This window comes from Oerskovia enterophila (assembly GCF_044748475.1).
GTDB classification, from domain to species: domain Bacteria; phylum Actinomycetota; class Actinomycetes; order Actinomycetales; family Cellulomonadaceae; genus Oerskovia; species Oerskovia enterophila.
Genome location: NZ_JBIVFZ010000003.1, coordinates 491444 through 516323 on the forward strand (window position 1 = coordinate 491444; position 24880 = coordinate 516323).

General features: G+C 72.1%; 22 protein-coding genes. 14 read left to right on the plus strand and 8 right to left on the minus strand.

Features of this window, described 5'->3' with window-relative positions:
• Window positions 1-51: 51 nt before the first annotated feature.
• From ACIPWA_RS11505 to ACIPWA_RS11535, 7 genes are all read left to right on the plus strand, one after another.
• Window positions 52-1005 (plus strand): ABC transporter permease, encoded by a 954-nt coding sequence (locus tag ACIPWA_RS11505; protein WP_139107857.1) that lies wholly within the window; start codon window positions 52-54, stop codon window positions 1003-1005.
• A gap of 1 nt (window position 1006) precedes the next feature.
• Complete coding sequence (locus ACIPWA_RS11510; RefSeq protein WP_068626455.1) at window positions 1007-3115, plus strand: dipeptide/oligopeptide/nickel ABC transporter permease/ATP-binding protein; 2109 nt, start codon at window positions 1007-1009, stop codon at window positions 3113-3115.
• Window positions 3112-3906: an ATP-binding cassette domain-containing protein gene (locus ACIPWA_RS11515; RefSeq protein ID WP_056650711.1), complete on the plus strand. Its 795-nt coding sequence runs from the start codon at window positions 3112-3114 to the stop codon at window positions 3904-3906. Before ACIPWA_RS11510 ends, ACIPWA_RS11515 begins: the two co-directional genes overlap by 4 nt.
• Window positions 3907-3980: 74 nt before the next feature.
• Window positions 3981-4910: a dihydrodipicolinate synthase family protein gene (locus tag ACIPWA_RS11520; protein ID WP_400290262.1), complete on the plus strand. Its 930-nt coding sequence runs from the start codon at window positions 3981-3983 to the stop codon at window positions 4908-4910.
• Window positions 4907-5995, plus strand: a complete 1089-nt coding sequence (locus ACIPWA_RS11525; protein ID WP_400290264.1) for an ROK family protein — start codon at window positions 4907-4909, stop codon at window positions 5993-5995. Before ACIPWA_RS11520 ends, ACIPWA_RS11525 begins: the two co-directional genes overlap by 4 nt.
• Entirely contained in the window at window positions 5992-6717 is a 726-nt protein-coding gene (locus ACIPWA_RS11530) for an N-acetylmannosamine-6-phosphate 2-epimerase (RefSeq protein ID WP_400290266.1), read from the plus strand. The genes ACIPWA_RS11525 and ACIPWA_RS11530 overlap by 4 nt, the downstream gene beginning before the upstream one ends.
• Before the next feature lie 324 nt (window positions 6718-7041).
• Window positions 7042-9588 carry an exo-alpha-sialidase gene (locus ACIPWA_RS11535; protein WP_400290268.1) on the plus strand — a complete coding sequence of 849 codons (2547 nt, stop codon included), beginning with the start codon at window positions 7042-7044 and terminating at the stop codon, window positions 9586-9588.
• Between the two features lie 160 nt (window positions 9589-9748).
• Here the strand turns inward: ACIPWA_RS11535 and ACIPWA_RS11540 are convergent, their stop codons facing one another.
• The 3 genes from ACIPWA_RS11540 to ku form a co-directional block, all read right to left on the minus strand.
• On the minus strand, window positions 9749-10213 hold the full coding sequence (locus ACIPWA_RS11540) for a VOC family protein (protein WP_400290270.1): 465 nt from the start codon (window positions 10211-10213) through the stop codon (window positions 9749-9751).
• 116 nt (window positions 10214-10329) lie between these two features.
• Window positions 10330-10827, minus strand: coding sequence for a heme-degrading domain-containing protein (locus tag ACIPWA_RS11545; protein WP_400290272.1), 498 nt, complete (start codon window positions 10825-10827; stop codon window positions 10330-10332).
• A gap of 27 nt (window positions 10828-10854) precedes the next feature.
• Window positions 10855-11829 carry a non-homologous end joining protein Ku gene (gene ku / locus ACIPWA_RS11550; protein ID WP_056650690.1) on the minus strand — a complete coding sequence of 325 codons (975 nt, stop codon included), beginning with the start codon at window positions 11827-11829 and terminating at the stop codon, window positions 10855-10857.
• Between the two features lie 141 nt (window positions 11830-11970).
• Between ku and ACIPWA_RS11555 the strand changes: the two genes are divergently transcribed.
• Entirely contained in the window at window positions 11971-12273 is a 303-nt protein-coding gene (locus ACIPWA_RS11555; RefSeq protein ID WP_400290275.1) for a DUF1905 domain-containing protein, read from the plus strand.
• Here ACIPWA_RS11555 and ACIPWA_RS11560 read toward each other — a convergent pair.
• On the minus strand, window positions 12270-13070 hold the full coding sequence (locus tag ACIPWA_RS11560) for a GTP pyrophosphokinase (RefSeq protein ID WP_400290278.1): 801 nt from the start codon (window positions 13068-13070) through the stop codon (window positions 12270-12272). The genes ACIPWA_RS11555 and ACIPWA_RS11560 overlap by 4 nt on opposite strands.
• A 250-nt stretch (window positions 13071-13320) precedes the next feature.
• Between ACIPWA_RS11560 and ACIPWA_RS11565 the strand changes: the two genes are divergently transcribed.
• Window positions 13321-13932 (plus strand): TetR/AcrR family transcriptional regulator, encoded by a 612-nt coding sequence (locus ACIPWA_RS11565; RefSeq protein WP_400290279.1) that lies wholly within the window; start codon window positions 13321-13323, stop codon window positions 13930-13932.
• 114 nt (window positions 13933-14046) lie between these two features.
• The gene (locus tag ACIPWA_RS11570; protein WP_400290281.1) at window positions 14047-15009 is read left to right on the plus strand and encodes a DUF5692 family protein; all 963 of its coding nucleotides are present in this window, start codon (window positions 14047-14049) and stop codon (window positions 15007-15009) included.
• A gap of 68 nt (window positions 15010-15077) precedes the next feature.
• Here the strand turns inward: ACIPWA_RS11570 and ACIPWA_RS11575 are convergent, their stop codons facing one another.
• From ACIPWA_RS11575 to ACIPWA_RS11585, 3 genes are all read right to left on the minus strand, one after another.
• On the minus strand, window positions 15078-16784 hold the full coding sequence (locus ACIPWA_RS11575; RefSeq protein WP_400290283.1) for an MDR family MFS transporter: 1707 nt from the start codon (window positions 16782-16784) through the stop codon (window positions 15078-15080).
• The gene (locus tag ACIPWA_RS11580; RefSeq protein WP_056650677.1) at window positions 16781-17422 is read right to left on the minus strand and encodes a TetR/AcrR family transcriptional regulator; all 642 of its coding nucleotides are present in this window, start codon (window positions 17420-17422) and stop codon (window positions 16781-16783) included. The genes ACIPWA_RS11575 and ACIPWA_RS11580 overlap by 4 nt, the downstream gene beginning before the upstream one ends.
• Window positions 17423-17573: 151 nt before the next feature.
• A complete protein-coding gene (locus ACIPWA_RS11585) occupies window positions 17574-18377 on the minus strand; it encodes an SDR family NAD(P)-dependent oxidoreductase (protein ID WP_400290285.1) in 804 nt (267 codons plus the stop codon).
• Window positions 18378-18578: 201 nt separating this feature from the next.
• Between ACIPWA_RS11585 and ACIPWA_RS11590 the strand changes: the two genes are divergently transcribed.
• On the plus strand, window positions 18579-21179 hold the full coding sequence (locus ACIPWA_RS11590) for an ATP-dependent DNA ligase (protein ID WP_400290287.1): 2601 nt from the start codon (window positions 18579-18581) through the stop codon (window positions 21177-21179).
• A 4-nt stretch (window positions 21180-21183) separates the two neighbouring features.
• Here the strand turns inward: ACIPWA_RS11590 and ACIPWA_RS11595 are convergent, their stop codons facing one another.
• Window positions 21184-21861 carry a GntR family transcriptional regulator gene (locus ACIPWA_RS11595; protein ID WP_056650666.1) on the minus strand — a complete coding sequence of 226 codons (678 nt, stop codon included), beginning with the start codon at window positions 21859-21861 and terminating at the stop codon, window positions 21184-21186.
• Between the two features lie 114 nt (window positions 21862-21975).
• On the opposite strand from ACIPWA_RS11595, the gene ACIPWA_RS11600 reads away from it, so the two are divergent.
• The 3 genes from ACIPWA_RS11600 (at window position 21976) to ACIPWA_RS11610 (ending at window position 24806) form a co-directional block, all read left to right on the plus strand.
• A complete protein-coding gene (locus ACIPWA_RS11600; protein ID WP_056650664.1) occupies window positions 21976-23214 on the plus strand; it encodes an amidohydrolase in 1239 nt (412 codons plus the stop codon).
• Between the two features lie 194 nt (window positions 23215-23408).
• Window positions 23409-23816, plus strand: coding sequence for a VOC family protein (locus ACIPWA_RS11605; RefSeq protein WP_400290290.1), 408 nt, complete (start codon window positions 23409-23411; stop codon window positions 23814-23816).
• A gap of 66 nt (window positions 23817-23882) precedes the next feature.
• The gene (locus ACIPWA_RS11610; protein WP_400290292.1) at window positions 23883-24806 is read left to right on the plus strand and encodes an NADP-dependent oxidoreductase; all 924 of its coding nucleotides are present in this window, start codon (window positions 23883-23885) and stop codon (window positions 24804-24806) included.
• Window positions 24807-24880 lie beyond the last annotated feature (74 nt).

Here is a 24880-nt window from a genome sequence, read left to right on the forward strand (position 1 = left end):
GGCGCCCCTCCCTGCGCCGCCGCCACCCACCCCGACCCCGAGGAGTACCGCGTGACCGCGCTCCTACGACTGACCGGACGACGTCTGCTCGCCCTGCCCGTCATGATCCTGGGCATCACCCTGCTCGTCTTCGTCGTCATGCAGTTCGCGCCCAGCGACCAGGCGACCAACGCCCTCGGCGAGTCCGCCACGGACGCGGCCAAGGAGGCCTACCGCGCGGCGAACGGTCTGAACGACCCGATGCTCGTGCAGTACGGCAACTTCCTCGCCGGCCTCGTGCGCGGCGACATGGGCATGACCGTGCCGCCCTCCCAGCCCGTGAGCGAGCTCATCTCGAACGCGTTCCCGCTCACCCTCCAGCTGACCTTCATGGGGCTGGCGATCGCCGTCGTGCTGGCCCTGGTGCTCGGCGTGAGCGCCGCGCTCTACCGCGACCGGTGGCCCGACCAGGTCATCCGCGTCCTGTCGATCGCGGGCGTCGCGACGCCGTCCTTCTGGCTCGCGATCCTCCTCATCCAGCAGTTCTCGCTGCGCCTCGACTGGTTTCCCTCGGGCGGCTACACGAACCCCGCGGACGACTTCGGGATGTTCCTCGCCTCGATGTTCCTGCCCGCGCTCTCCCTCGCGATCCCCGTCGCAGCGTCGCTGACCCGCGTGGTCCGCACCGCCATGGTCGAGGAGCTCGACCGCGACTACGTGCGCACCGCGATCGGCTCGGGCCTGCCCCGCGGCGTCGTCGTGGGACGCAACGTCCTGCGCAACGCGCTCATCACGCCCATCACGGTGCTGGGCCTGCGCGTCGGCTACCTCATGGGTGGCGCGGTGATCATCGAGGTCATCTTCGACCTGCCCGGGATGGGCAAGCTCATCCTCAACGGCGTGACCGCGAGCGACACGGCCCTGGTGCAGGGAGTGACGCTGACCGTAGCCCTGACCTTCGTGGTCGTCAACATCCTGGTCGACCTCCTCTATCTCGTCGTCAACCCTCGAATCCGGACGGTGTGACATGCGTCGGAAGCTGACAGAACGACTGTCCCGCCCGGGTCTGCGCCTCGCCGCTCTCCCCCTGGGCTCCAAGATCGCCCTGGCGTTCGTGCTCCTGGTCGCGCTCCTGGCGATCTTCGCCCCGCTCGTCGCGGCCTACGACCCGCTGCAGTCGGGCACCCCGGCCCAGCCGCCCTCGGGCGAGCACTGGTTCGGCACGGACCGCACGGGTCGCGACATCTTCTCGCGCATCGTCTACGGTGCTCGCTACTCGCTCGTGATCGGCCTGGGGGCCACTGCCGTGGCCCTGGTCGCCGGTGCGATCCTCGGCTCGGTCGCCGCGACGGCCCACAAGGCCGTGAGCGAGACGCTCATGCGCATCCTCGACATCATCATGGCCTTCCCGGGCATCGCCCTGGCCGTGGTCTTCGTGGCCGTGTGGGGCAAGTCCCTGCCGGTCCTCATCTTCACGATCGCGTTCCTCTACACCCCGCAGATCGCCCGCATCGTCCGCGCCAACGTCCTGAGCCAGTTCGGCGAGGACTACGTGTCGGCCGAGAAGGTCATCGGAGCGCGGACGTCGTTGATCCTGATGAAGCACGTGGCCCGCAACTGCATCGCCCCGATCATGGTGTTCGCGACCGTCCTGGTCGCCGACGCGATCGTGTTCGAGGCGAGCCTGTCGTTCATCGGCGCGGGCGTGCAGGACCCCGAGCCCTCGTGGGGCAACGTCATCGCCTACGGGCGCAACCTGCTGCTCAACGGCGGCTGGTGGGCGACGTTCTTCCCGGGCATGGCGATCCTCCTGACGGTCCTCTCGCTCAACGTCCTGTCCGAGGGCCTGACGGACGCGATGGTCCGCCCCGCGGCCCGCAAGCCGGCCGAGGCTCGTGCCGCGGCCGCTGCGTCCGAGGACGCCGCGCACGCCACGGACCCGCTCACGGAGCCCGACGCCGACGCTCCCCTCGAGTACTCGGGTGCGGCCGACCTGCGCGAGCCTCGCGTGCTCGACGAGCTGGTCGCGGACACCTCGGTCATCCCCGACCCGCAGCTCGCGGTCGCGGCGGCCGCCGCCCAGCGCGAGGCCCTCGCGGTCCAGCTCGAACGCCTGCGGGTGGCCGAGCGCGAGCGCTCCGACCGCCTGGTCTACACGGGCGACGCCGCTCCCCTGCTCGAGGTCAAGAACCTCTCGATCCGGTTCCCCGAACGGCACGGCGACGTGGCGGTCGTGGACGACATCAGCTTCGCGGTGCGCCCCGGGGAGACCATGGCGCTCGTGGGCGAATCGGGCTGCGGCAAGTCGCTCACGAGCCTCGCGGTCATGGGCCTGCTGCCCGCGTCCGCGCAGGTCACGGGCGAGATCCTGCTCGACGGCGTGGACCTGCTCACGGCGACCCCGGCCCGCCGGAACGCTCTGCGCGGCCACGAGATGGCCATGGTCTACCAGGACGCGCTCAGCTCGCTCAACCCGTCGATGCTGATCCGCACCCAGATGGCGCAGCTCGTCAAGCGTGGCGGGACGCGCACCGCGGTCGAGCTCCTCGAGCTCGTGGGCCTCGACGCCCAGCGCACGCTCAAGAGCTACCCGCACGAGCTCTCGGGCGGCCAGCGCCAGCGCGTGCTCATCGCGATGGCACTGACCCGCGACCCACGCCTGGTCGTGGCCGACGAGCCGACCACGGCCCTCGACGTCACGGTCCAGAAGCAGGTCGTGGACCTGCTCAACGAGCTGCGCGACGAGCTCGGGTTCGCCATGGTCTTCGTGAGCCACGACCTGGCGCTCGTCGCCTCGCTCGCGCACCGCGTGACGGTCATGTACGCGGGCCAGGTCGTCGAGTCGGCCCCCGTGCCGAGCCTGCTCATGAACCCCCAGCACGAGTACACGCGGGGTCTCCTCGGGGCGGTCCTGTCGATCGAGTCGGGCGCCGAGCGCCTGCACCAGATCCCCGGCACGGTCCCGTCCCCGCGCGACTTCGCGACGGGCGACCGGTTCGCGCCTCGGTCCTCTCGACCGCAGGACGCGTTCGTGCCCCGGCCCCCGCTGCGCACGCTGCCGGGGACCGACCACCGCTATGCGAGCCACACGGAGTCGACCGAGAGCGGTCTCCTCGTCCAGGAAGGTGCCCGATGAGCGACGACACGCCCGTGCTCGAGCTGAAGGACGTGCACGTGGTGCACAAGGCCCGCACCGGCAAGCTCTTCCGCCCGGACCGCGTCCACGCGGTCGCCGGGGTGGACATGGCCGTGCGGCGCGGCGAGACCATCGGGATCGTGGGTGAGTCGGGCTGCGGAAAGTCGACGCTCGCGAAGGTCATGGTGGGCCTCCAGGCCCCCACGAGCGGCGACGTGGTGTTCAACGGCCGCAGCGTGCTCAAGCGCAACGCCCGCACCCGCAAGGAGTTCGGGCGCGCGATCTCGATCGTGTTCCAGGACCCGTCGACGGCCCTCAACGGCCGCATGCTGGTGCGCGACATCCTGCGCGACCCGCTCGACGTGCACGGGATCGGCTCGCCGCGCGACCGCGAGAAGCGCGTGTCCGAGCTGCTCGACCTCGTGGGTCTTCCCCAGTCGGCCCTCGACGTGCTGCCGAGCCAGGTCTCGGGCGGCCAGCGCCAGCGCGTGGCGATCGCCCGCGCCCTGGCGCTCGACCCGGACGTGATCGTCGCGGACGAGCCCACGTCGGCGCTCGACGTCTCGGTGCGGGCCCAGGTGCTCAACCTGCTGACCGACCTCAAGGCGCGCCTGAACCTCGGGCTCGTGTTCATCTCGCACGACATCCAGACCGTCCGGTACGTCTCGGACCGCATCGCGGTCATGTACTTCGGGAAGGTCGTCGAGGAGGGCACGGCCGAGGAGGTCTTCGACCACCCGACGAACGACTACACCCGGACCCTGCTCGGCGCCGCGCCGACGCTGCTCTGACGGTCCCCCCCTCATCCACCCGGTGCCGGGCGGTCGTCCCGCCCGGCACCACCGCACCATCCTTGGAGTCCGCTGTGCCCACCCCGACCACGCCCACCTTCTCCGGCGTCATCCCTCCCGTCGTCACGCCTCTCACGGCGGACGGCGAGCTCGACCGCGCATCGTTCGAGCGCGTCATCACCAGCCAGCTCGACGCGGGCGTGCACGGCCTGTTCGTGCTCGGCTCGTCCGGTGAGGTCGCCTATCTCGACGACGCCCGTCGCTCCCAGGTCATGGAGGCCGCCGTCGAGATCACGGCCGGCCGCGTCCCCGTCATGGCGGGCGTGATCGACCTGACGACGCACCGCGTCGCGGACCAGGTCCGGCGCGCGGTCGACGCGGGCGTCGACGCGGTCGTCGCGACCGCCCCGCTGTACATCCGCACGAACGACGACGAGATCGAGCGTCACTTCCGCGGCGTGGCCGCGGCGAGCGACCTGCCGTTGTTCGCGTACGACGTCCCGGTGTGCGTGCACTCGAAGCTCGACCTGGGCATGCTGGTGCGACTGGGCACCGAGGGCGTCATCGCGGGCGTCAAGGACTCGAGCGGCGACGACGTCGGCTTCCGCCGCCTGGTCGCGGCGAACCGTGCCGCCGGCAGCCCGCTGCGCCTGTTCACGGGTCACGAGGTCGTGGTCGACGGCATGCTGCTGCTCGGCGCCGACGGCGTGGTCCCCGGCCTCGGCAACGTCGACCCCGCGGGCTACGTGCGCCTGTGGGATGCGGCGCAGGCCGGCGACTGGACCGCGGCGCGCGACGAGCAGGACCGGCTCGCGGCCCTCTTCGAGATCGTCTTCCAGCCTCGCGGCTACAGCGGCGGCGCGAGCGGCCTGGGCGCGTTCAAGACCTCGCTCCAGCTCCTCGGCCTGATCGAGTCCAACGTCATGACGACGCCGGCCCCCGCCCTGGAGGGCGAGGTCGTCGACCAGATCAAGGTGATCCTCGCGGAGGCCGGGCTGCTGTGACGAGCTCCCCGATCAGCCACCGCACCGCCGTCGGGATCGACCTGGGCGGCACCAAGATCGCCGCCGGGCTCGTGCGCGACGACGGCACGGTCCTCGCCCGGGCCGGGGTCCCCACCCCGGCCCGGGAGGGGGCGGCCGCGATCCTCGACGCGGTCGCGCGCCTGGTCGGCCTCGTCCTGCCCGACGGCGCCGACGCGCCCGGGTCATCCGGCTCGCCCGACCTCCTGGTCGGGGTGGGCATCGGCTCGGCCGGGGTGATCGACTCGGGCCGCGGGACCGTGGTCTCGGCGACCGACGCCCTCACGGGCTGGGCCGGGACCGACCTCGCGGGCGGGGTCGCGGCGCGGCTCGCGGCCTCCGGCAGCCTCGCGGCGCGCCTGCCCGTGCTCGCCGAGAACGACGTGCACGCCCACGCGCTGGGCGAGCACTGGCTCGGCGCGTGCGCGGGGACGCGCACCGCGCTCGTGGTCGCCGCGGGCACGGGGGTCGGCGCGACGCTCCTGCTCGACGGCTCGCCCCAGCACGGCGCCCGGCACGTCGCGGGCCACCTGGGGCACCTTCCCGCGGCCGAGGCCGCAGGGCTCGCGTGCACGTGCTCACGCACGGGCCACCTCGAGGCCGTCGGGTCCGGTCCCGCGCTGCACGCGCTCTACCTGCGGCTCGGCGGCGACCCTGCGCACACGACGGCACGGGCCGTGTGCGAGGTCGCCGACGTCGACACGACCGCGCGGCACGCGGTCGTCGTCGCGGCGACCGCGCTCGGTCGCACGGTCGGCGGCGTCGCGAACATGCTCGACCCGGAGGTCGTCGTGGTCAGCGGCGGGCTCGCCGGGGCCGGGGCGCTCTGGTGGGACACCATGAGCGCCGCGCTCGCCTCCGAGCTCATGCCTCCGCTCGTAGGTCTGCCCGTGGTCCCGGCCGTGCTCGGCGGGGACGCCGCGGTCCTCGGTGCCGCCCGGCTCGCGCTCGCCGCGCACGACCGGACCCCTGGCGGTGCCACCGCCCTCCCGCACGACCCCGAGGTCGGCCTCGACCTCGTCACCGCTGTCCCGTCCGCCCCCTCGGCTCCCCGGAGGAACTCGTGACCGACCGCTCGTCGACGCCGCCCGGCGCCCCCGCCCAGGACCCCTTGATCGCCCTGCGCGGCGGGCTGGTCGTCTCGTGCCAGGCCTACCCGGGCGAGGCCATGCGCGACCCGCGCACCATGACCCAGGTCGCGCTCGCCGCGGTCGAGGGTGGTGCGGCGGGCATCCGCGTCCAGGGCATCGCCGACATCGAGCACGTCACGCGTGCGTTCGCGGAGCGCAGGATCACGGTGCCCGTCACGGGGCTGTGGAAGGACGGGTCCGACGGCGTCTTCATCACCCCGACCCTGCGCCACGCGGTCGCGGTCGCCGAGGCCGGCGCGACGATCGTCGCGATCGACGGGACCCGCCGCCCGCGTCCCGACCGCCTGAGCCTCGCGGGCACGGTCGCCGGGCTGCGCGAGCACACGTCCGCCCTCGTCATGGCCGACTGCGGGAGCCTCGACGACGCGCTCGCGGCCCTCGACGCCGGGGTCGACGTGGTCGGCACCACGTTGTCGGGGTACACGGGCGAACGTCCCCGCACCGACGGGCCCGACCTCGAGCTGCTCGCCGAGCTCGTCGACCGCCTCGACCTGCCCGTGATCGCCGAGGGCCGCGTCCACTCGCCCGCCCAGGCCCGGTCCGCTCTCGACGCGGGCGCGTGGGCGGTCGTCGTGGGGACCGCGATCACGCACCCCACGAGCGTCACGGGATGGTTCGTCGACGCGCTGACGCGCTGACGCGCTGACGCCCCCGCTCCTCCCGCCCGAACCCGCCCCGTCCTGGGTCGTCCGCACCGCCGCCGACGCCCCGGGCCCAGACCGGACGCCCTCACCAGCACCACGGGTCGCGACGACCACGACGGTCCCGCACCCTCCCGCCCGACGCACGCTCCGCCGTCGGGCACCTCGCACCAGGAGCACCACAGACCGGACCCCCGCACCCGACTCGGTGCCGAGGCGGAGGTCCGCGCCGTGCTCGCCCCGCGCCCCGGGGCAGGCACGGCACCCGCAGGACCGCACCGTGCACCAAGAGCTCTGACCCGACGAAGCCAGGAGTATCTGATGCCACTGCACCCTTCCACCCCAGCGCCCCCGCCCGACCCGCGCTCACCGGCGTGCGCCCGCCGCCGCGGGTCGCGCACGGCCCTCGCGGCCGGGCTGTCCCTGCTCCTCGTGGCCCCGGCCGCGAGCGCCCAGGCGTTCGACCCGTTCCCTCCCGCCGCGACCGACGGGCCGGGGACGTTCTCCGAGCAGACCCTCGCGGTCGGCGGCACGGGGGGCTACGCGAACTACCGCATCCCCGCCCTCACCACGACGAACGACGGCACGATCCTCGCCTCGTACGACGGGCGCCCGTTCAACGCGGGCGACGCCCCGCAGCCCAACTCGATCCTGCAGCGCGTGAGCCGTGACGGTGGCGCGACCTGGGAGCCCACGACCGTCGTGGCCGCGGGGTACGGGACGAACTCTTCCCCCGACAAGTACGGGTTCTCGGACCCCAGCTACGTCGTGGACCGCGAGACCGGCACCATCTTCAACTTCCACGTGAAGTCCTTCGACCAGGGCTTCGGCGGGTCGGCCACGGGCATCGACCCGACCAACCGCCAGATCCTGCACGCCGCGGTCAGCGTCTCCGAGGACGGGGGCGAGACCTGGGAGGGGCGCGTCATCACCGAGGGCGCCAAGGACCCTTCGTGGGCCGGCATCTTCGCGGCCTCGGGCGAGGGCATCCAGCTGCGCTACGGCGAGCACGCCGGACGCCTGGTCCAGCAGTTCACGGCCCGCACGGGCGGGACCTACAAGGCCTACAGCGTCTACTCCGACGACCACGGCGCCACGTGGCAGCACGGCGAGGCCTTCGGCACGGGCATGGACGAGAACAAGTCGGTCGAGCTCTCCGACGGGCGCGTCATGATGAACTCGCGCGACTCGGCCGGCAGCAAGTACCGCAAGATCGCGTTCTCGAGCGACGGCGGGCACACCTACGGCCCCGTCACGCTCGACCGCCAGCTCCCCGACCCGACCAACAACGCGTCGATCTCGCGACTGTACCCCGACGCCCCCGAGGGCTCGGCCGAGGCGAAGATGCTGCTGTTCAGCAACTCCAACAGCACCACGGGCCGCGAGAACGTGACCGTACGTCTCTCGTGCGACGACGGTGCGACCTGGCCGGGCTTCCGGGTCGTCAACCCCGGGTCGGGCGCCTACTCGACGCTCTCGCCGCTCGGCAACGGGCGCTTCGGGCTCCTGTACGAGACGCAGGGCATGAACGCCATCTCGTTCGCGAGCTTCGACCAGGCGTGGCTGAACGCGACGTGCGCCTCGACCGTCGTGCCGGACACGACCGTCGCGACGGGCGCCACGGTCCAGGTCCCCGTCCGCGTCACCAACCAGAACCAGGCGCCGCTGGCCGCCTCGCGCCTGACGATCGACGCCCCCGTGGGCTGGAGCGCGACGACGGTCGACGTGCCGGCGCTCGCGGTCGGCGAGACCGCCACGGTGCAGGTCGCGCTCACGGCGTCCGCGACCGCTGCGGCGACCACGGCTGCCAACCCCGTCCGTGTCCAGAGCGTCCTGACCGCGGCCGACGGCACGCAGGCGCGTGCGTACGGCTACGTGACCGTGACCGGCGGCCCCGCGGGGGGAGCCGTGACCTCGCTCGCGGTGTTCGGGAAGTACACGACCGACCGTGACGTCGCGGCCCAGCCGTACACGGTCGGCGAGCGCGTCCCCTACTCGTTCCGCGTCTACAACACCGGGACCACGGCCTACCGCTCGACCGCGACGGGCAACCTGACGAACCTCTCCCCGGGCTGCAACTGGAGCAGCCTGCCCGCGGGCGGCACCTACCTGTGCGCGCTCGCGTACCGCGTGGTGACGGCAGGCGACCTCGCGGACGGCTTCTTCGTCCCCGAGACCCGCTGGTACATGAACGCGGACCAGGCCTCGTCGGTCTCTCTCACGGGCGAGCCCGTCGACCTGGTCGACCGCCGCCCCTCGCTCGCGGTGACGGTCGGCGAGCCCACGGTCGAGGACACCGACGGGACCGGCTCGGTGAACGCGGGCGACGTCGTGGTCAACCAGGTCACGGTGCGCAACACCGGCAACGTGCGGCTGACGGGCGTCGGGGCCACGGGCCTGTGCACGCTGCCCGAGCTCGCGGCAGGAGCCGAGGCCTCGTGCGGCACGGTGCGACGCACCCTCACCGCGGCGGACGTCGCGGCAGGCTCGCTCGCGGGCCGGACCGTCACGGTGGATGCCGCGAACGGCGACCTCGCCGTGACCGGACGGGTCGACGTGGCGCCCTACGAGCTGCCCACGACTCCCGTCTCCCCCGTGGCCGTGGACGTCACCGCGAGCGCCCAGTGCGTGGCGGGCAAGGTCCAGCTCACGGGCCGCGCGGTCAACGCCGGGGACGAGGCGGTGGACGTCACGATCCGCACGAGCGCGGGCTCCAAGTCGTTCGCGGGCGTGGACGCCGGCCGCAGCGCGTCGCAGCGGTTCGCGACCCGTTCCGCCTCGGTCGCGGCCGGCGAGGTCGCGTTCGACGTCATGGCCGGTGGGTCGACGGCGACGCTCGTCGCACCCTACGACGCGACGTCGTGCTGATCGGCGGCTGATCCGCGACTGGCCCACCTCGGGGTGCGGCGCCCTGCCTGGCGCCGCACCCGCACCACAGACCTCGGCCCTCGTCCCCATGCCGGCGGGGACGAGGGCCGAGCCTCGCGCGGCACTGTCGCTAGGAGAGCACCACGACGACGACGGCGCACTAGCTCCCTGCGAACGCAGCCCGCAGCGCGGGCATCTCGAGCTTGATCATCTGCATCATGACGCCCATCATCCGCGCCACGGCCTCCTGGTCGTCGGACTGAGCGAGCTCCTCGAACTCGACCGGCACGACCTGCCACGACAGCCCATAGCGGTCCTTGAGCCAGCCGCACTGCGACTCGGTGCCGCCGCCCGAGAGCAGGGCGTCCCAGTAGCGGTCGACCTCCGCCTCGTCCTCGCAGCGCACGATGAACGAGACGGCCTCGCTGAACGGGAACAGGTGGCCGGGGCCGCCGTTGATGAGGTTGAAGGGCTGCCCCTGCAACGTGAAGTCGATGGTGACGAGTGTGCCGTCGGGCATCCTCAGGGAGTCACCGACGGAGCTGTCGGGGAACACCGAGGTGTAGAAGGCCACGGCCTCCTCGAGTCCTCCGTTGAACCACAGGCTCGGGACGATCGGTCTCATCGCACTCCTCCTCCCGCGCGGCGCGCGGTGCGTCGCGCTCTTCAGGTTCGACCGGCAGGGACCGGCGAACTCATCGGTCGGCGCACCCGGTCAGGCGCGGCGGCGCGGCGGGCGCGTCAGGCGGCGGTCCGCAGGAACGTCCGCAGGGCCTCGACCACGAGCAGGTGGTCGTCGCGCTGGGCCAGGCCGGACACGGTCACGACGCCGATCACCCCGACGCCCTCGACCCGCAGCGGGAAGGCCCCGCCGTGGGCCGCGTACTCCTGGAGCGACAGCTCGTGCTGCGCCGTGAACGTCGTCCCCTTGGCCTTGGCGCGCAGCCCCATGAGGTACGACGACGCGCCGAACCGCTCGACCACGCGCACCTTGCGCTGGACCCAGGAGTCGTTGTCGGGCGTGGTGCCCTCGGTCGCGGCGTGGAAGACCTGCTGCGGCCCGCGGCGCACGTCGATCGTGATCGGCAGGGACCGCTCCGCGGCGAGCTCGACGAGCAGGCAGCCGAGCCGCCACGCGTCGTCGTGCGTGAAGCGCGTGAGCACGAGGTCGCGTTCGTGCTGCTCGGCCTCGGCGACGAGGCGGGCGAGGTCGGGGTTCTCGGGCTGGTCGTGAGTCATGGCGTCAGCCTGGCACGCCGGGGCTCGTCACGCCGAGGCCTTCTTGCGCGTCGTCTTCTTCGCGGGTTCCTTCGTCGAGGCGGGCGCCTTGGTCGAGGCGGCCTTGCCGCCCGAGGCGCGCGACGCCGTCGGGCGCTCGCTCTTCTTCTTCGTGGTGCCCGACGACGCAGCCTCCTTCGCTGGCACCTCACCCTTGGCGTCACCCGACTTCTTGCCGCGCGAGCTCTCGACGCTGCGGCGCAGCGCCTCCATCAGGTCGATGACCTCGGCGCCGTCGCCGCCCTTCTCCTCCTGCTCGCCGAAGGTCTCTTCGGTGCTGAACGTGTCCCCTGCTTCGATCTTGGCCTCGATGAGCTGGCGGAGCTGGGCCTGGTAGTCGTCCTGGTACTCCTCGGGCGTGAAGTCGGCCGCGAACGACTCGACGAGCTGCGACGACATCGCGAGCTCCTTGGCGCTGACCTTCGCGGGCTCGTCGAGCGTCGGGAACGCGGCCTCGCGCACCTCGTCGGCCCACAGCAGCGTCTGCAGCACCAGCACGTCGTCGCGCACGCGCAACGCCGCGAGCCGCGTGCGCTGACGCAGCGCGAACTTCACGATCGCCGTGCGGTCGGTCTCCTCGAGCGTGCGGCGCAGCAGCACGTAGGCCTTGTTCGAGGACGAGTCCGGCTCGAGGTAGTAGCTGCGGTCCAGGAGCATGGGGTCGATCTGGTCGGTGGGCACGAACTCGACGACCTCGACCTCGCGACTCCGCTCGGCGGGCAGCGACCCCAGGTCCTCGGCCGTGAGCACGACCGTGCGCTCGCCGTCGTCGTACGCCTTGTCGATGTGCTCGTACGCCACGACCTCGCCGCAGACCTCGCACCGTCGCTGGTAGCGGATCCGACCGCCGTCCTTGTCGTGCACCTGGTGCAGCGGCACGTCGTGGTCCTCGGTCGCCGAGTACACCTTGATCGGCACGTTGACGAGACCGAACGTGATGGCACCCTTCCAGATGGCCCTCATGTCTCCATGGTGCGCCCGGGCGCGGGGGCTGGCGAGTCGTCAGACCATCTGGAGCCGGTGGTGCGGGCCCACGGGCAGCTCGACCCCGATCACGTCGCCGACCGTCTCGCCCCTGTGGGCGGCGCTCGGCATCATGGGCGCATGGTCGGCACCAGGTACGAGTTCGAGGCGGAGCTGTGGCGCTGGACCGCGCGCAGCGAGAAGTGGGTCTTCGCGTCGCTGCCCGACGACGTCAGCGACGAGATCGCCGACTCCCCGCTGCCCCCGGCAGGGTTCGGGTCGGTCAAGGTCGAGGCCACGATCGGCAGGACGCGCTGGTCCACGTCGATCTTCCCGGACGCCGGGCGCAGGACGTTCGTGCTGCCTGTCAAGGCCGCGGTGCGTCGCGCGGAGGACGTCGACGTCGGGGACACCGTGCGGATCGCGGTCGAGACGCTGATCTAGCCCGCAACCCCTGAGGCTCCGGCGGTGTCCTCGGAACCGGGAGCGTCCGTGGCGCCTTGTCCTCCCGGGGTGCCCCGCAGGTAGGAGTCGAGCAGGTCCCACGAGGGCGCGAAGGGGCTGGCCCCCTTGCCCTCGGGGTGCTCGGTCGCGGTGTCGCGCGAGTGCTGGAGCACCTCGTCGTGCAGTCGCTCCATCTTCTCGTCGAGCGCGGAGGCCGCGAGCGAGGCCTCCTTGAGCTCGTCGAGCAGGCGCTGCGGGACGGCCTTGTCGTACTTGTAGTAGATCTTGTGCTCGAGGCTGGCCCAGAAGTCCATGGCGATGGTGCGGATCTGGATCTCGACGACCACGGGCTGCACGCGGTCGGACAGGAACACGGGCACCTCGACAATCAGGTGCAGGCTCTTGTACCCGTTGCCCTTGGGGTGGGAGATGTAGTCGCGCTCCTCGAGCACCACGAGGTCCTGCTGCGCCGCGATCATGTCGCGGACCTTGTAGATGTCGGACACGAAGCTGCACGTGACGCGCACGCCCGCGATGTCGAAGATCTCGGCGCGCAGGGCCTCGATCGTCAGGTCCACGCCCTTGCGCCGCGCCTTGGCGAGCAGCGACTCGGGCGACTTGAGGCGCGAGGACACGTGCTCGATCGGGTTGTACTCGTGGGCGTAGGCGAACTCGTCGCGCAGGATGGTGATCTTGGTCATCACCTCGTCCATGCCGAACCGGTACGTCATCATCAGCCGCGTGAAGTGCTCCCGCAGGGCCCGTAGCTCTGCCCCGACCTGGGGTTCACCGCTCATGAGTTCCTCGCTGCTCGTGCTGACACCGACCATCTACCGTCGCACACCGCGCACCCCCGGAGGGACCACGTCCGCCCTCGCCCCCGGGCCGTCTCACGTCGTGGCGGGGGGCGAGCGGCGGGGCACTGCCCGGTCGCGGGCCCAACGACCCAGTTCTCCGGGACCTACGTCCTGACCTGCCGGAACACTGTTGACGCTGTGTCAATAGCGGTCCTAGCGTCGGTGTCATCAGCTCGGGAAGGAGCCCCAGATGACCGACGCCACGAGGCCCAGACGCCGACGTTCGGCGCCCGAGGTGCGGGCCGAGGAGATCGTCCTCGCGGCGCGCGACCTCTTCGCCGAGCAGGGCATCGCCCACACCTCGACCAAGGACGTCGCCGAGCGGGCGGGCGTCGCGCGAGGGCTCGTCTACTACTACTTCCCCGACAAGGACGCGCTCGTCGACGCGGTGCTCGAGGGGTACGTCGCCGAGTTCGTCGAGGCCGTGCACGCGTGGGACGCGGCCCGCGAGCCGGGCAACATCGACAAGGCGCTCGTCGACTGCGTCGCGATGTTCCGCACCCACCTGCGGTCGGTCGACCCGCTGCGCGACGACCTGCAGCGCGCCGAGCACACGGGGCTGTACAACCGGTTCCTCGACCGCGCCGTGCGCGCGGTCGTCGAGTGCGTCGAGGCCACCACGGTCGAGGCCTACGCGGCCCGGCACCAGGTCCGCATCGAGCACGTGCCCGAGACGTTCTACGTCCTGGTCTACGGCCTCGTGGGCCTGGCCCGGAACTGTCCCGAGGTCGACGACGCGGTGCTCGTGACGATCGTGCGGCAGGCACTGCACCTCGAGGGGGCGCGGGCCGATTCCGAGTGACGCGACAGCACGGACCACACCGGTGCGCCAGGGTCCGCGCCCGTCCACCTGGCGCACCTCCCCCACCCGCCGGGACGACACCTGCCGTCCCGCCGTCCTGAGAAAGGGAGCGACGTGTTCCTGTTCGACTCCATCCCCTGGCAAGCCGCCGTCATGTGGTTCGTGGTGCTCGCGGCCCTCGTCGGCCTCAACGAGCTGGTCCGCTGGTCCAAGGCCGCCGCGATCGGGATCTTCATCGTCCTGCCGGTCCTGCTGACGATCTTCGTGTGGCCGCACACCGCGGGCGCCGGGTCGTCAACCGGCACCTGGTTCCACTGGGTCAAGGTGTACTCGGCCCTCGCGGGTTGCATCGGCTTCATGCTCATCCGCTACAACCCCCGCATCGCGGCCATGAAGTACGCGTTGCTGTTCCCGCCGGCGATCCTGGGCCTCAACATCCTCGAGGCCGTGATCCGCGACTTCCAGGTCTCCGGCATGCACGGCATGGTCGACGGCGTCTTCATGGTCGGCGGCTCGTGGAACATCATGAACGGCGTCGCGGGCATCCTGAACCTGCTGACGATCTGCGGCTGGGCCGGCATCTACATCACCCGCGACCGCTTCAAGGACATGGTCTGGCCCGACATGATGTGGTTCTGGATCATCGCGTACGACCTGTGGAACTTCGCGTACGTCTACAACTGCGTGGGCGACCACGCGTTCTACGCGGGCGCGGCGCTGCTCATCAGCTGCACCATCCCGGCGTTCTTCCTGCGCAAGGGCGCCTGGCTCCAGCACCGCGCTCACACGCTCGCGTTCTGGATGATGTTCACGATGGCCGTGCCGACGTTCGTGTCGGACTCGTCGTTCGCGGTCGACTCGTCGCACAACCCGACGGCGCTGTTCGTCGTGAGCCTGGTCTCGCTCCTCGCGAACGTCGCGGTCGCGGTCTACCAGGTCAAGGTCATCGTGACCAGGCGGCGCAACCCGCTGCGCGACGAGCTGTTCACCGACCACCGGTCGTACCAGGAGCTCGCCAAGGACCGTCCCGCCCCGAGCCCCGTGGCGGCGACAGCGGGCAGCGCGGCGACGGCCTGAGGTCCTCGGGCCACGAAGCACAGAGGGACCTCCTGCCGCGGCCGGAGGTCCCTTCGTGCGCGGTGGGTCTACCGCTCGCGGTGCTGCGGCCCGCTGGTCGCGTCCTCGAGGGGCCCGACGGCGTCGCTCGCCTCGTCCTCGTCGGTCACCAGGAGCTGGCCCTCGGCCAGGGACTCCGCGGCGATCTCGTGCTCGACCGAGGTCGCGAGCGGCTTCTCGTGGACGAAGCACAGGGCGATCGCCGCGATGATCGCGAGCGGCACCATGTAGAGGAAGAGCGGCACGAGCGCCTCGTTGTAGGACTCGATCACGAGGGCGCGCACGCCGTCGGGCAGGGACTGGACCAGGTCCGGGGTGAGCGAGCCTGTCCCTCCCGCCGAGCCCGTGCCCTGCGGGAACTTCTCCGCGATGAGCGTGGTCAGGCGCGAGATGAAGACGCTGCCGACCACGGCCGAGCCCAGCGTGGCGCCGACCTGACGGAAGTAGTTGTTGGCTGCGGTCGCGGTGCCGACCTCGCGCAGGGGGAACGAGTTCTGCACGATCAGCGTGAGGATCTGCATGCTGCTGCCCAGCCCGATCCCGATCACCCCGAGGAACACGCAGATCATGGGGGTCGGGGTGTCGGCCTTGACGGTCGAGAGCAGGGCCAGGCCCACACCCAGGATCAGCGACCCGACGATCGGGAGGACCTTGTACTTCCCGGTCCGCGAGACCATCTGCCCCGTGACGACCGAGGTGACGAGCAGGGACCCCATCATGGGGATCATGAGCAGGCCCGCGACGGTCGCGCTCGCGCCGGTCGCCATCTGCAGGTACGTCGGCATGTAGCCGATCGCGCCGAACATCGCGATCCCGGTCGCGAGGGCCGCGATGGTCGTGACCGTGAAGTTGCGGTCGGCGAACAGGTGCAGCGGGATGATCGGCTCGTCGGCACGCTTCTCGACGAGCACGAACGCCACGGCGGCCACGACGGCCAGCGCGATGAGCCCGAGGATCGTCGCCGAGCCCCACGCGTACTGCGAGCCGCCCCAGGTCCCGACCAGCACGATCGCCGTGGTGGCCACGGCCATGAGGGCCATGCCGAAGTAGTCGTGGCGCACGCGCTCGGGGCCACGCTGCTTCTTGGGCAGGTGCAGCAGGAAGATCGCGGCGAGCGCTGCGAGGATGCCCAGCGGGATGTTGATCCAGAACACCCAGCGCCAGCCCGGCCCCTCGGTGAACCATCCGCCGAGCAGCGGGCCGGCGACCGAGGAGACCGCGAAGACGGCGCCCATGATCCCCATGTACCTGCCGCGCTCGCGTGCGGGGATGACGTCGGCGATCGCGGCCTGCGACAGGATCATGAGACCTCCGCCGCCCAGGCCCTGGACCGTGCGGCCCACGATCAGCATGTTCATGTCGCCCGCGACGGCGCCGATCACCGAGCCCGCCATGAACAGCAGGATCGCGGTGATCAAGAGGGGCTTGCGCCCCAGGACGTCGGAGATCTTGCCGTAGATCGGCATGGTGATGGTCGAGGCGAGGATGAAGGCCGTGATGACCCAGCTCATGTGCTCGACGCCGTTGAGCTCGCCCACGATCGTCGGCAGCGCGCTCGAGAGCACGGTCTGGTTGAGGGACGCGAGCAGCATGGTGACCATGAGGCCCATGAAGAGCAGGACGATCCCGCGGTCCTTCTGCGCGACCTGTGCTGCGGGCGCTGCCTGGCCGGGCGCGGTGGGAGCCGCGCCTCGCGTGGGTGCCGGCGTGCTGCCGGCTCGGGTGGGGTTGGTCATAGCGTGGCCTCGAAGACCTCTCGGAAGATGGTGATCGCTTCGCTGATCTCGGCTTCGGCGTCGGCGTCGCTCAGGGCGGCTCCGGGGTCGCGCGAGTACGCGAAGCGCATGATGGTGCCGGCGAGCATGAGGAGCGCTCGCGCGGTGTCGGGGCTGTCGGGCAGGCCCAGCGACGCGAGCTCGCTGAACCCCGTCCCGTCCTCGGCCCGGTCCGACAGCAGGTCGTTGACGAGCCCCTCGACCTGGGAGACGTAGCCCATGGCGTGCCGCCGCAGCTCGGGGTGCTCCCGCACGAGCGCCTTGCGCTCGGCGAACGGCACGCCGGGGTGCAGCGTGGACCGCAGGATCGAGAGCAGGAACCGCACGACCCGCTCGAACGCGGGCCCCTCGGTCTCCGCCCGGAAGGCTGCGAGCGCCTCGTCGGAGACGCGCGGGGGCACGAGCCCCAGGATCGCCTCTTCCTTGGTCGCGAAGTAGTTGAAGAACGTCCGCTGCGAGACACCCGCCGTGGCGGCGATCTCCTCGACGGTCGCGTGCTGGAGCCCCTTCTCACGGACCAGCGCGGCGGCTGCCTGATGGATCGTGAGCCAGGTCTCGGCGCGCTTGCGGTCGCGGAGGGACGTCGGGGCGTTGTGCATTACTGCACTATATGCAGCACTGCAATGATTGCACAACTGCACCTTTGCGCAGCGGGGCCTGCTGAGTGCGGAGCGGCTGTCGCCCGACGGACAGATCGACGACAGCCACCCCGCGCTCAGGCGCGTCGTCGCCGCGCTCGCCGGCTCCGGTTCACATCCCCATTCCGCCGTCCACGGGAAGGCCCGCGCCGTTGACGAACCGTGCCGCGTCCGACGCGAGGAACACGACGGCGTCCGCCATGTCCTCGACCGTCCCCAGGCGTCCTGAAGGAGTCAGGTCGACCACGGCGCCGACCGCCTCCTCGGCCGAGCCGTACAGCCCCAGGGCCGCCATGTCGTTCGCGAGGCCCGCACCCATCGCGGTCGGTACGAGGCCGGGGTAGACGCAGTTGACCCGGACGCCGTAGCCGAGCTTCCCGCTCTCCATCGCGGCGACCCGCGTGAGGCGGTCGACCGCGGACTTGGTGGCCGAGTAGACGGAGATGCCGGGGAACGCGATCGTGGCCGCGACCGAGGAGACGTTCACGATCGCGCCGCCGGACCCCGCCGCCCCACCCGGGCGCATCGCCCGCAGGCCGTGCTTGATCCCGAGCGTGGTGCCGAGGACGTTCACCTCGAGCATCCGCCGGACGTCGTCGGGATCGACCTCGGTGAGCAGACCGGAGATCTCGATGCCCGCGTTGTTCACCAGGATGTCGAGGCCACCCAGGGCATCGACCGTCGCGGCGATCGCCCGTTCCCAGTCCGGCTCCGCCGTGACGTCGAGGCGGGTGAACGCATGGTGCTGGCCCCCGCCTGACGGCAGTCCGGCCGCGACCTGCGCCCCGCTGTCCTGCAGGTCTGCGATCACGACGCTCGCGCCCGCCGCCGCGAGCGCGCGGGCCATCCCTTCGCCGAGGCCCTGGGCCCCGCCGGTGACGAGGGCCCGGCGCCCGGTGAGGTCGAACACGGTCATGGCGTCTCCTGTGGTGTCGGCAGGGCGGCCGGGACAGGGAGGACGAGCCGCCCGCGGGCCGCTCACCGCCGCCGAGACGGCCGAGAAGTGGTGCGGGTCACATGCTCGTCGAGTCCCCGGTGCCCGTCAATCGCTCGCTTCCCGCCCACCGACCGAAGCCCTCACCGAGCGCGACCACCCGCCCCGGGCAACCATGGACCCATGGCCTCCTCGACGGCGGCGCAGACCGTGAGCGTCGGCGGTCATCGCCTCAAGCTCACCAACCTGGACAAGGTCCTGTACCCCGCCACGGGCACGACCAAGGGCGAGGTCCTGGCCTACCTCGCGGCGGTCGCCGACGTCCTGCTCCCCCACGCCTCGAACAGGCCGGCGACGCGCAAACGCTGGCCCAACGGTGTCGAGGGGCCCGTGTTCTTCCAGAAGAACCTCGACGCGGGAACCCCCACGTGGGTCCGGCGCCGCACGATCCAGCACAAGCACAGCACCAACGCGTACCCGCTCGTCAACGACCTCGCGACCCTCACGTGGCTCGGGCAGATCGCCGCCCTGGAGATCCACGTGCCGCAGTGGCAGTTCGGCCGGACCGGGGTCCAGAAGAACCCCGACCGCCTGGTCCTCGACCTCGACCCCGGCGAGGGTGCGGGCCTGCCCGAGTGCGCCGAGGTCGCCCGCCTGGCCCGTGACGTGCTGCGCGGCATGGGCCTGAACCCCCTACCCGTGACGAGCGGCTCCAAGGGCATCCACCTGTACGCGGCGCTCGACGGGCACCAGACCACCGACGAGGTCAGCGCGGTCGCGCACGAGCTCGCCCGCTACCTCGAGGCCGAGCACCCGGACCTCGTCGTGAGCGACATGAAGAAGGCGCTGCGCGGCGGCAAGGTGCTCGTCGACTGGAGCCAGAACAACGGCAACAAGACCACCATCGCGCCCTACTCGCTGCGGGGCCGCGCCCACCCCACGGTCGCGGCACCGCGCACGTGGGACGAGCTCGACGACCCCGACCTCGCGCACCTCGACAAGGACGAGGTCGTCGAGCGGGTGCGGACGATCGGCGACCCGCTCGCGGCCCTCACCGCGGGCCACCTGGCCTCGCTCGAACCCACGCCCGAGCGCATGGCGACGTTCGCGCGCAAGGGGGCGACGCCGTCGGGCAGCACGCGCGGGAGGAGCGGCGAGGCCGAGCAAGGCGGCGAGGCCGACGCCGCTCCCCGGCGCGACCGCCTCGAGACCTACCGCGCCAAACGCGACGCCTCCCGGACCCCCGAGCCCGTCCCGGGCACCGCAGAGCCGGCCGACGGGTCGCCAGGGGGCAACAGCTTCGTCATCCAGGAGCATCACGCACGCCGCCTGCACTGGGACTTCCGCCTGGAGCACGACGGCGTGCTCGTGAGCTGGGCCCTCCCGCGCGGCGAGCCGACCGACACGAAGCAGAACCACCTCGCGGTCCAGACCGAGGACCACCCGCTCGCGTACGGCTCGTTCGAAGGGACGATCCCCGCGGGCGAGTACGGGGGCGGGGAGGTGACCATCTGGGACGCGGGCACGTACGAGCTCGAGAAGTGGCGCGACGACGAGGAGGTCATCGTCACGCTGCACGGCGAGCAGCACGGCACGCGGAGGCTCGCGCTCATCCACACGGGAGGTCATCAGGAGCGCGGCTCGTCGGGCAGTGCGGGCAGAGCCGAGGAGAACAGCTGGCTCATCCACCTCATGGCCCCGCGCGACGAGGCGCACCCCCCGAAGCGAGCGGGGCACGGCAGCGCGACACTCCGCCCCGCGGAGCCCGACGACGAGCCCGCCGGTCCCGCCCTGCCCCGCCCCATGCTCGCGACCGCCGGGACGGTCGAGACGCTGACCGCCGAGGGCGACCCCGACGACTGGGCCTACGAGATGAAGTGGGACGGGTTCCGCGTGATCGCGCAGGTCACGGGCGCGGCCGACGACGCCACGGTCCGCCTCGTGAGCCGCAGCGGCAAGGACATGACCCTGACCTACCCCGAGCTCCAGGACCTCGCGGCCCGCGTCCCTGCCGCGGACCTGCCCGTGGTCCTGGACGGCGAGATCGTGGCGCTCGACGCGCGCGGGCGGCCGAGCTTCCGCCGCCTGCAGCAGCGCGCGAACCTCACCAAGGCGGGTGACGTCGCGGCGGCCCGCGCCAAGGTCGGGGTCGAGCTCATGCTGTTCGACGCCCTGTCCGTCCGAGGGCGCTCGCTCGTCAGGCGAACGTACGACGAGCGGCGCGAGATCCTCGAGGACCTGGTCGACGGGTCGGGGATCGTGCACGTGCCGCCCGCGTTCGACGGCGACCTCGCGGGGGCCGTCGCGACGAGCAGGCAGCTCGGCCTCGAGGGTGTGGTCGCCAAGCGGCGCACGAGCACCTACACGGCAGGGCGGCGCTCGCGGAGCTGGATCAAGGTCAAGCACTCGCACACCCAGGAGGTCGTGGTGATCGGCTGGCGTCCGGGGCACGGGGACAGGTCGCACCTCGTGGGCTCGTTGCTGCTCGCGGTGCCCGACGACGAGGGGCTGCGCTACGTGGGCCGCGTCGGGTCGGGTTTCACCGAGAAGGACCGGCGCGACCTCGTGACCCGGCTCGGCCGGATCGAACGGGTCACGAACCCTGCTCTCGACGTGCCGGCCGCGGACGCCTCGGACGCCCGCTGGGTCACGCCGCACCTGGTCGGCGAGGTCGACTACGCGGACTGGACGAGCGCCCCCGAGGGCGACGGCAAGCTGCGGCACGCGGTCTGGCGCGGCTGGCGCCCGGACAAGTCGCCCGAGGACGTGCGCCGGGAGGGCTGAGCCCTCAGTCCTGCGGTGCGTCCCGTCGCGCGACCCCGCCGCGCTGGGCGAGCCGCGCGCGCGCCGCGTCGCGGCTGGTCCGCAGGTGCCCGACGGCGAGCCGCGCCGCCTCCTGCCCGTCGCCCGCGCGGATCGCAGCCAGGAGCGCACGGTGCTCGTCGACCATCTCCTGGAGGTCGACGTGCTGCCCGAGCAACCAGCGCAGCCGGCTCGCGGTGATCGCGCCGATCTCGTCGAGCAGGGGGCTCGCGGCCGTGGTCGCGACGAGCTCGTGGAAGTCGGCGCCTGCCCGGTGGGCGGCCGTCGCGTCGCCCTCCCGCGCGGCGCGCTCCTCACGGTCGAGCGCGGCCTCGAGCTCGACGAGACGCTCGGGGGTCCTGCGCTCGGCCGCGAGGCGGAACGTCAGGGTCTCGATCGCGGAGCGCACCTCGATGAGGTCCTCGACGTCGGCTTCGGTGAAGGTACGCACGACCGCCCAGGTGCGGGGGCGCGGGGTCACGAGCCCCTCGGCGATGAGCGTCTTGAGCGCGTCGCGCACCGGGACGCGGCTCACGCCGAGCTCGGTCGCGAGGTCGCGCTCGACGAGCTTGTCCCCCGGGGCCCGCTCGCCGTCGATGATCTGCTCGCGCACGATCCGGGCGACGCGCTCGGCCTCGGGCTCGAACTGCTCCGCTGGGCTCATCCCACCATTCTTCCCGGTCAGCCTCTCCAAAAATGGTATACCGTTTGAGCGCAGGCTGCTCCGGGGGGTGGGCCGGCCTGCGATCGCCGAGCACCGCCCGAGGAAGGACCTCTCATGCCCCCGTTCTCCACCACGCCGCAGGTCGCCGTGTCCGTGCTGCGCAACGTCCGCCCCTGGGGCGGCGACGCCGTCGACCTCCACGTCGCGGACGGGCGCATCACCCAGGTGACGCCCCACGTCCCGGCCGCCGAGGCGCCGTCGGGCAGCACGACCGCCGTCCCGGGTGAGGTCGACGGGCGCGGCCTCCTCGCCCTGCCCGGGTTCGTCAACGCGCACGCGCACGTCGACAAGAGCTGGTGGGGCAAGCCCTGGGTCAGCTACGGCGGCGAGGCCACCACGCAGGGGCGCATCGCGCACGAGCGCGAGCACCGCGACGAGCTCGGCATCCCCGGCGTCGACGTCACGGTCGCGGTCCTGCGCGAGTTCCTGCGCCACGGCACGACGGCGATCCGCACCCACGTCGACGTCGACCTGGGCCTCGGGCTGCGCGGCATCGACGTGGTCCGTGAGTCGCTGTTCGTGCTGGGCGGCGCGGTCGACGCCGAGATCGTCGCGTTCCCCCAGGACGGCGTCCTGCGCCGGCCCGGCGTGCTCGAGCTGCTCGACGCCGCGGCTGCCGCGGGGGCCGAGCACATCGGCGGTCTCGACCCCGCCTCGATCGACCGCGACCCCGTGACCCAGCTCGACGGGCTGTTCGAGATCGCCGAGCGGCGCGGCGTGGGGGTCGACGTCCACCTGCACGACGGCGGCGAGCTGGGCGCGTTCCAGATCGAGCTCATGATCGACCGCACGATCCGCGCCGGGCTCCAGGGCAAGGTCAACGTGGCGCACGGCTTCGCCGTCGGGCAGCTGCCCGCGACCCGCATGGCCGACCTCGTCGAGGCCATGGGCGACGCGGGCATCAGCATGACGACCGTCGCCCCGATCGGCGCCACCCCGCTCCCGCTGGACCTGCTGCGCGAGCACGGCGTGCGCGTGGGCCTGGGCACCGACGGCATCCGCGACCTGTGGGCCCCCTACGGGACGGGCGACCTGCTCGCGCTCACCACGCGCCTGGCCCAGCTCGCACGCTTCCGCTACGACGAGGACCTGGTCCGCGCGGCCCGGCTCGCGACGAGCGACGCGGGCTTCTTCGTGGGCCACGACGTCCACGACCTGGTCGTCGGGTCGCGGGCCGACGTCGTGCTGGTCGACGCCGAGAACACCCAGGACGCCGTGGTCCGCGCGCCGGCCCGTGCGCTCGTCGTCGCGGCCGGCCAGGTCGTGGCCCGCGACGGCGAGGTGCTGGTCTGACGCGTCCGCCGAGATAGAGGGCTCGCGTCGAGGTGGAGGGCTGCGACCCTCTACCTCGACGCATCCCCTCTGTCTCGGCGCCAGGGGCTCCGAGGAGCACCGATGAGTTCTCCGGGGGTGCCCGGTCTACACCGACGACACCCTGTCCTCGCCGACCGGAGCAGCACCCGGCGGCACGTCCGAAGGAGAACGTCATGGCCGGAACCCAGATCTTCGTCAACCTGCCCGTGGCAGACCTCGAGAAGTCCAAGGCGTTCTACACGCAGCTCGGCTTCTCGATCAACGAGCAGTTCACCGACGAGAACGCGTCGTGCGTGGTCATCAGCGACACGATCTACGTGATGCTCCTGACCCACGAGTTCTTCCGCCGGTTCACGCCCAAGGCGATCGTCGACGCGCAGGGCGCGACCGAGGCGATCAACGCGATCAGCGCCGAGTCCCGCACCGGTGTCGACGACCTCGCCGACCGCGCGCTCGCCGCGGGAGGGGCGCAGACCAACCCGCCGCAGGACGAGGGCTTCATGTACTCGCGCAGCTTCTCGGACCTCGACGGCCACCTGTGGGAGGTCATGTACATGGACCCCAGCGCGATTCAGGGCTGACCTGCCGGGACGCGACGGGCGGCGGAGTCGGGGAATGCCTCGGCGCCGTCGCCCGTTGCCGCCTGCATGCGAGCCATCACCTACTCCCGCTTCGGCGGAGCCGACTTCCTCGAGCTCAGCGAGCTCCCCACGCCCAAGGTCGGACCGGACACCGTCCTGGTCCGGGTCAAGGCCACGAGCGTGAACCCCGTGGACTGGAAGGTCCGCGAGGGCTACCTCGACGCGATCATGGACACCACGTTCCCCGTGGTGCCGGGCTGGGACGTCGCGGGCGTCGTCGAGCGCGTCGGCCTGGACACGCCCGAGCTCTCGGTCGGCGACGAGGTGTTCGGCTACGTCCGCAAGGACGTGGTCTCCGGAGGCACCACGGCCGAGCTCGTCGCGGCCCCGGTCCGCACGCTGGCCCGCAAGCCCGCGTCCTGGACGTGGGAGCAGGCCGCGGGCGCGCCGCTCGCCGGGCTCACGGCCCTGCAGACGATCGACCGCGCCGGGGTGACGAGCGGCCAGACCGTGCTCGTGCACGCGGCCGCGGGCGGCGTCGGGTCGATGGCCGTCCAGATCGCGGTCGCGCGCGGGGCGCGCGTGATCGGCACCGCGTCCGAGCGCAACCACGAGTACCTGCGGTCGCTGGGCGCCGAGCCCGTGACGTACGGCGACGGCCTCGCCGAGCGCGTACGTTCCCTCGCGCCCGACGGCGTGGACGTCGTCCTCGACTACATCGGCGGCGAGGCCCTGGCCACCACGCCCGACGTCCTGCGCGAGGGCGGGACGGTCGCCTCGGTCGTCGACGCCGCGGCCCGCGACGAGCTCGGCGGACACTACGTCTGGGTCCGGCCCGACGTCGAGGGGCTCACCGAGCTGGCCCGCCTCGCGGACGCCGGACAGCTCACGGTCGACGTCGCCGAGGTCTACGACCTGGCCGACGCCGCGAAGGCCCACGAGGCGAGCCGGACCGGGCACGTGCGCGGCAAGGTCGTCATCACGGTCTGAGCCGCCCGGCCGCTGAGTGCGGAGCTCTTGTGCGACTCGCCGGGCGTGTCGCACAAGAACTCCGCACTCAACCG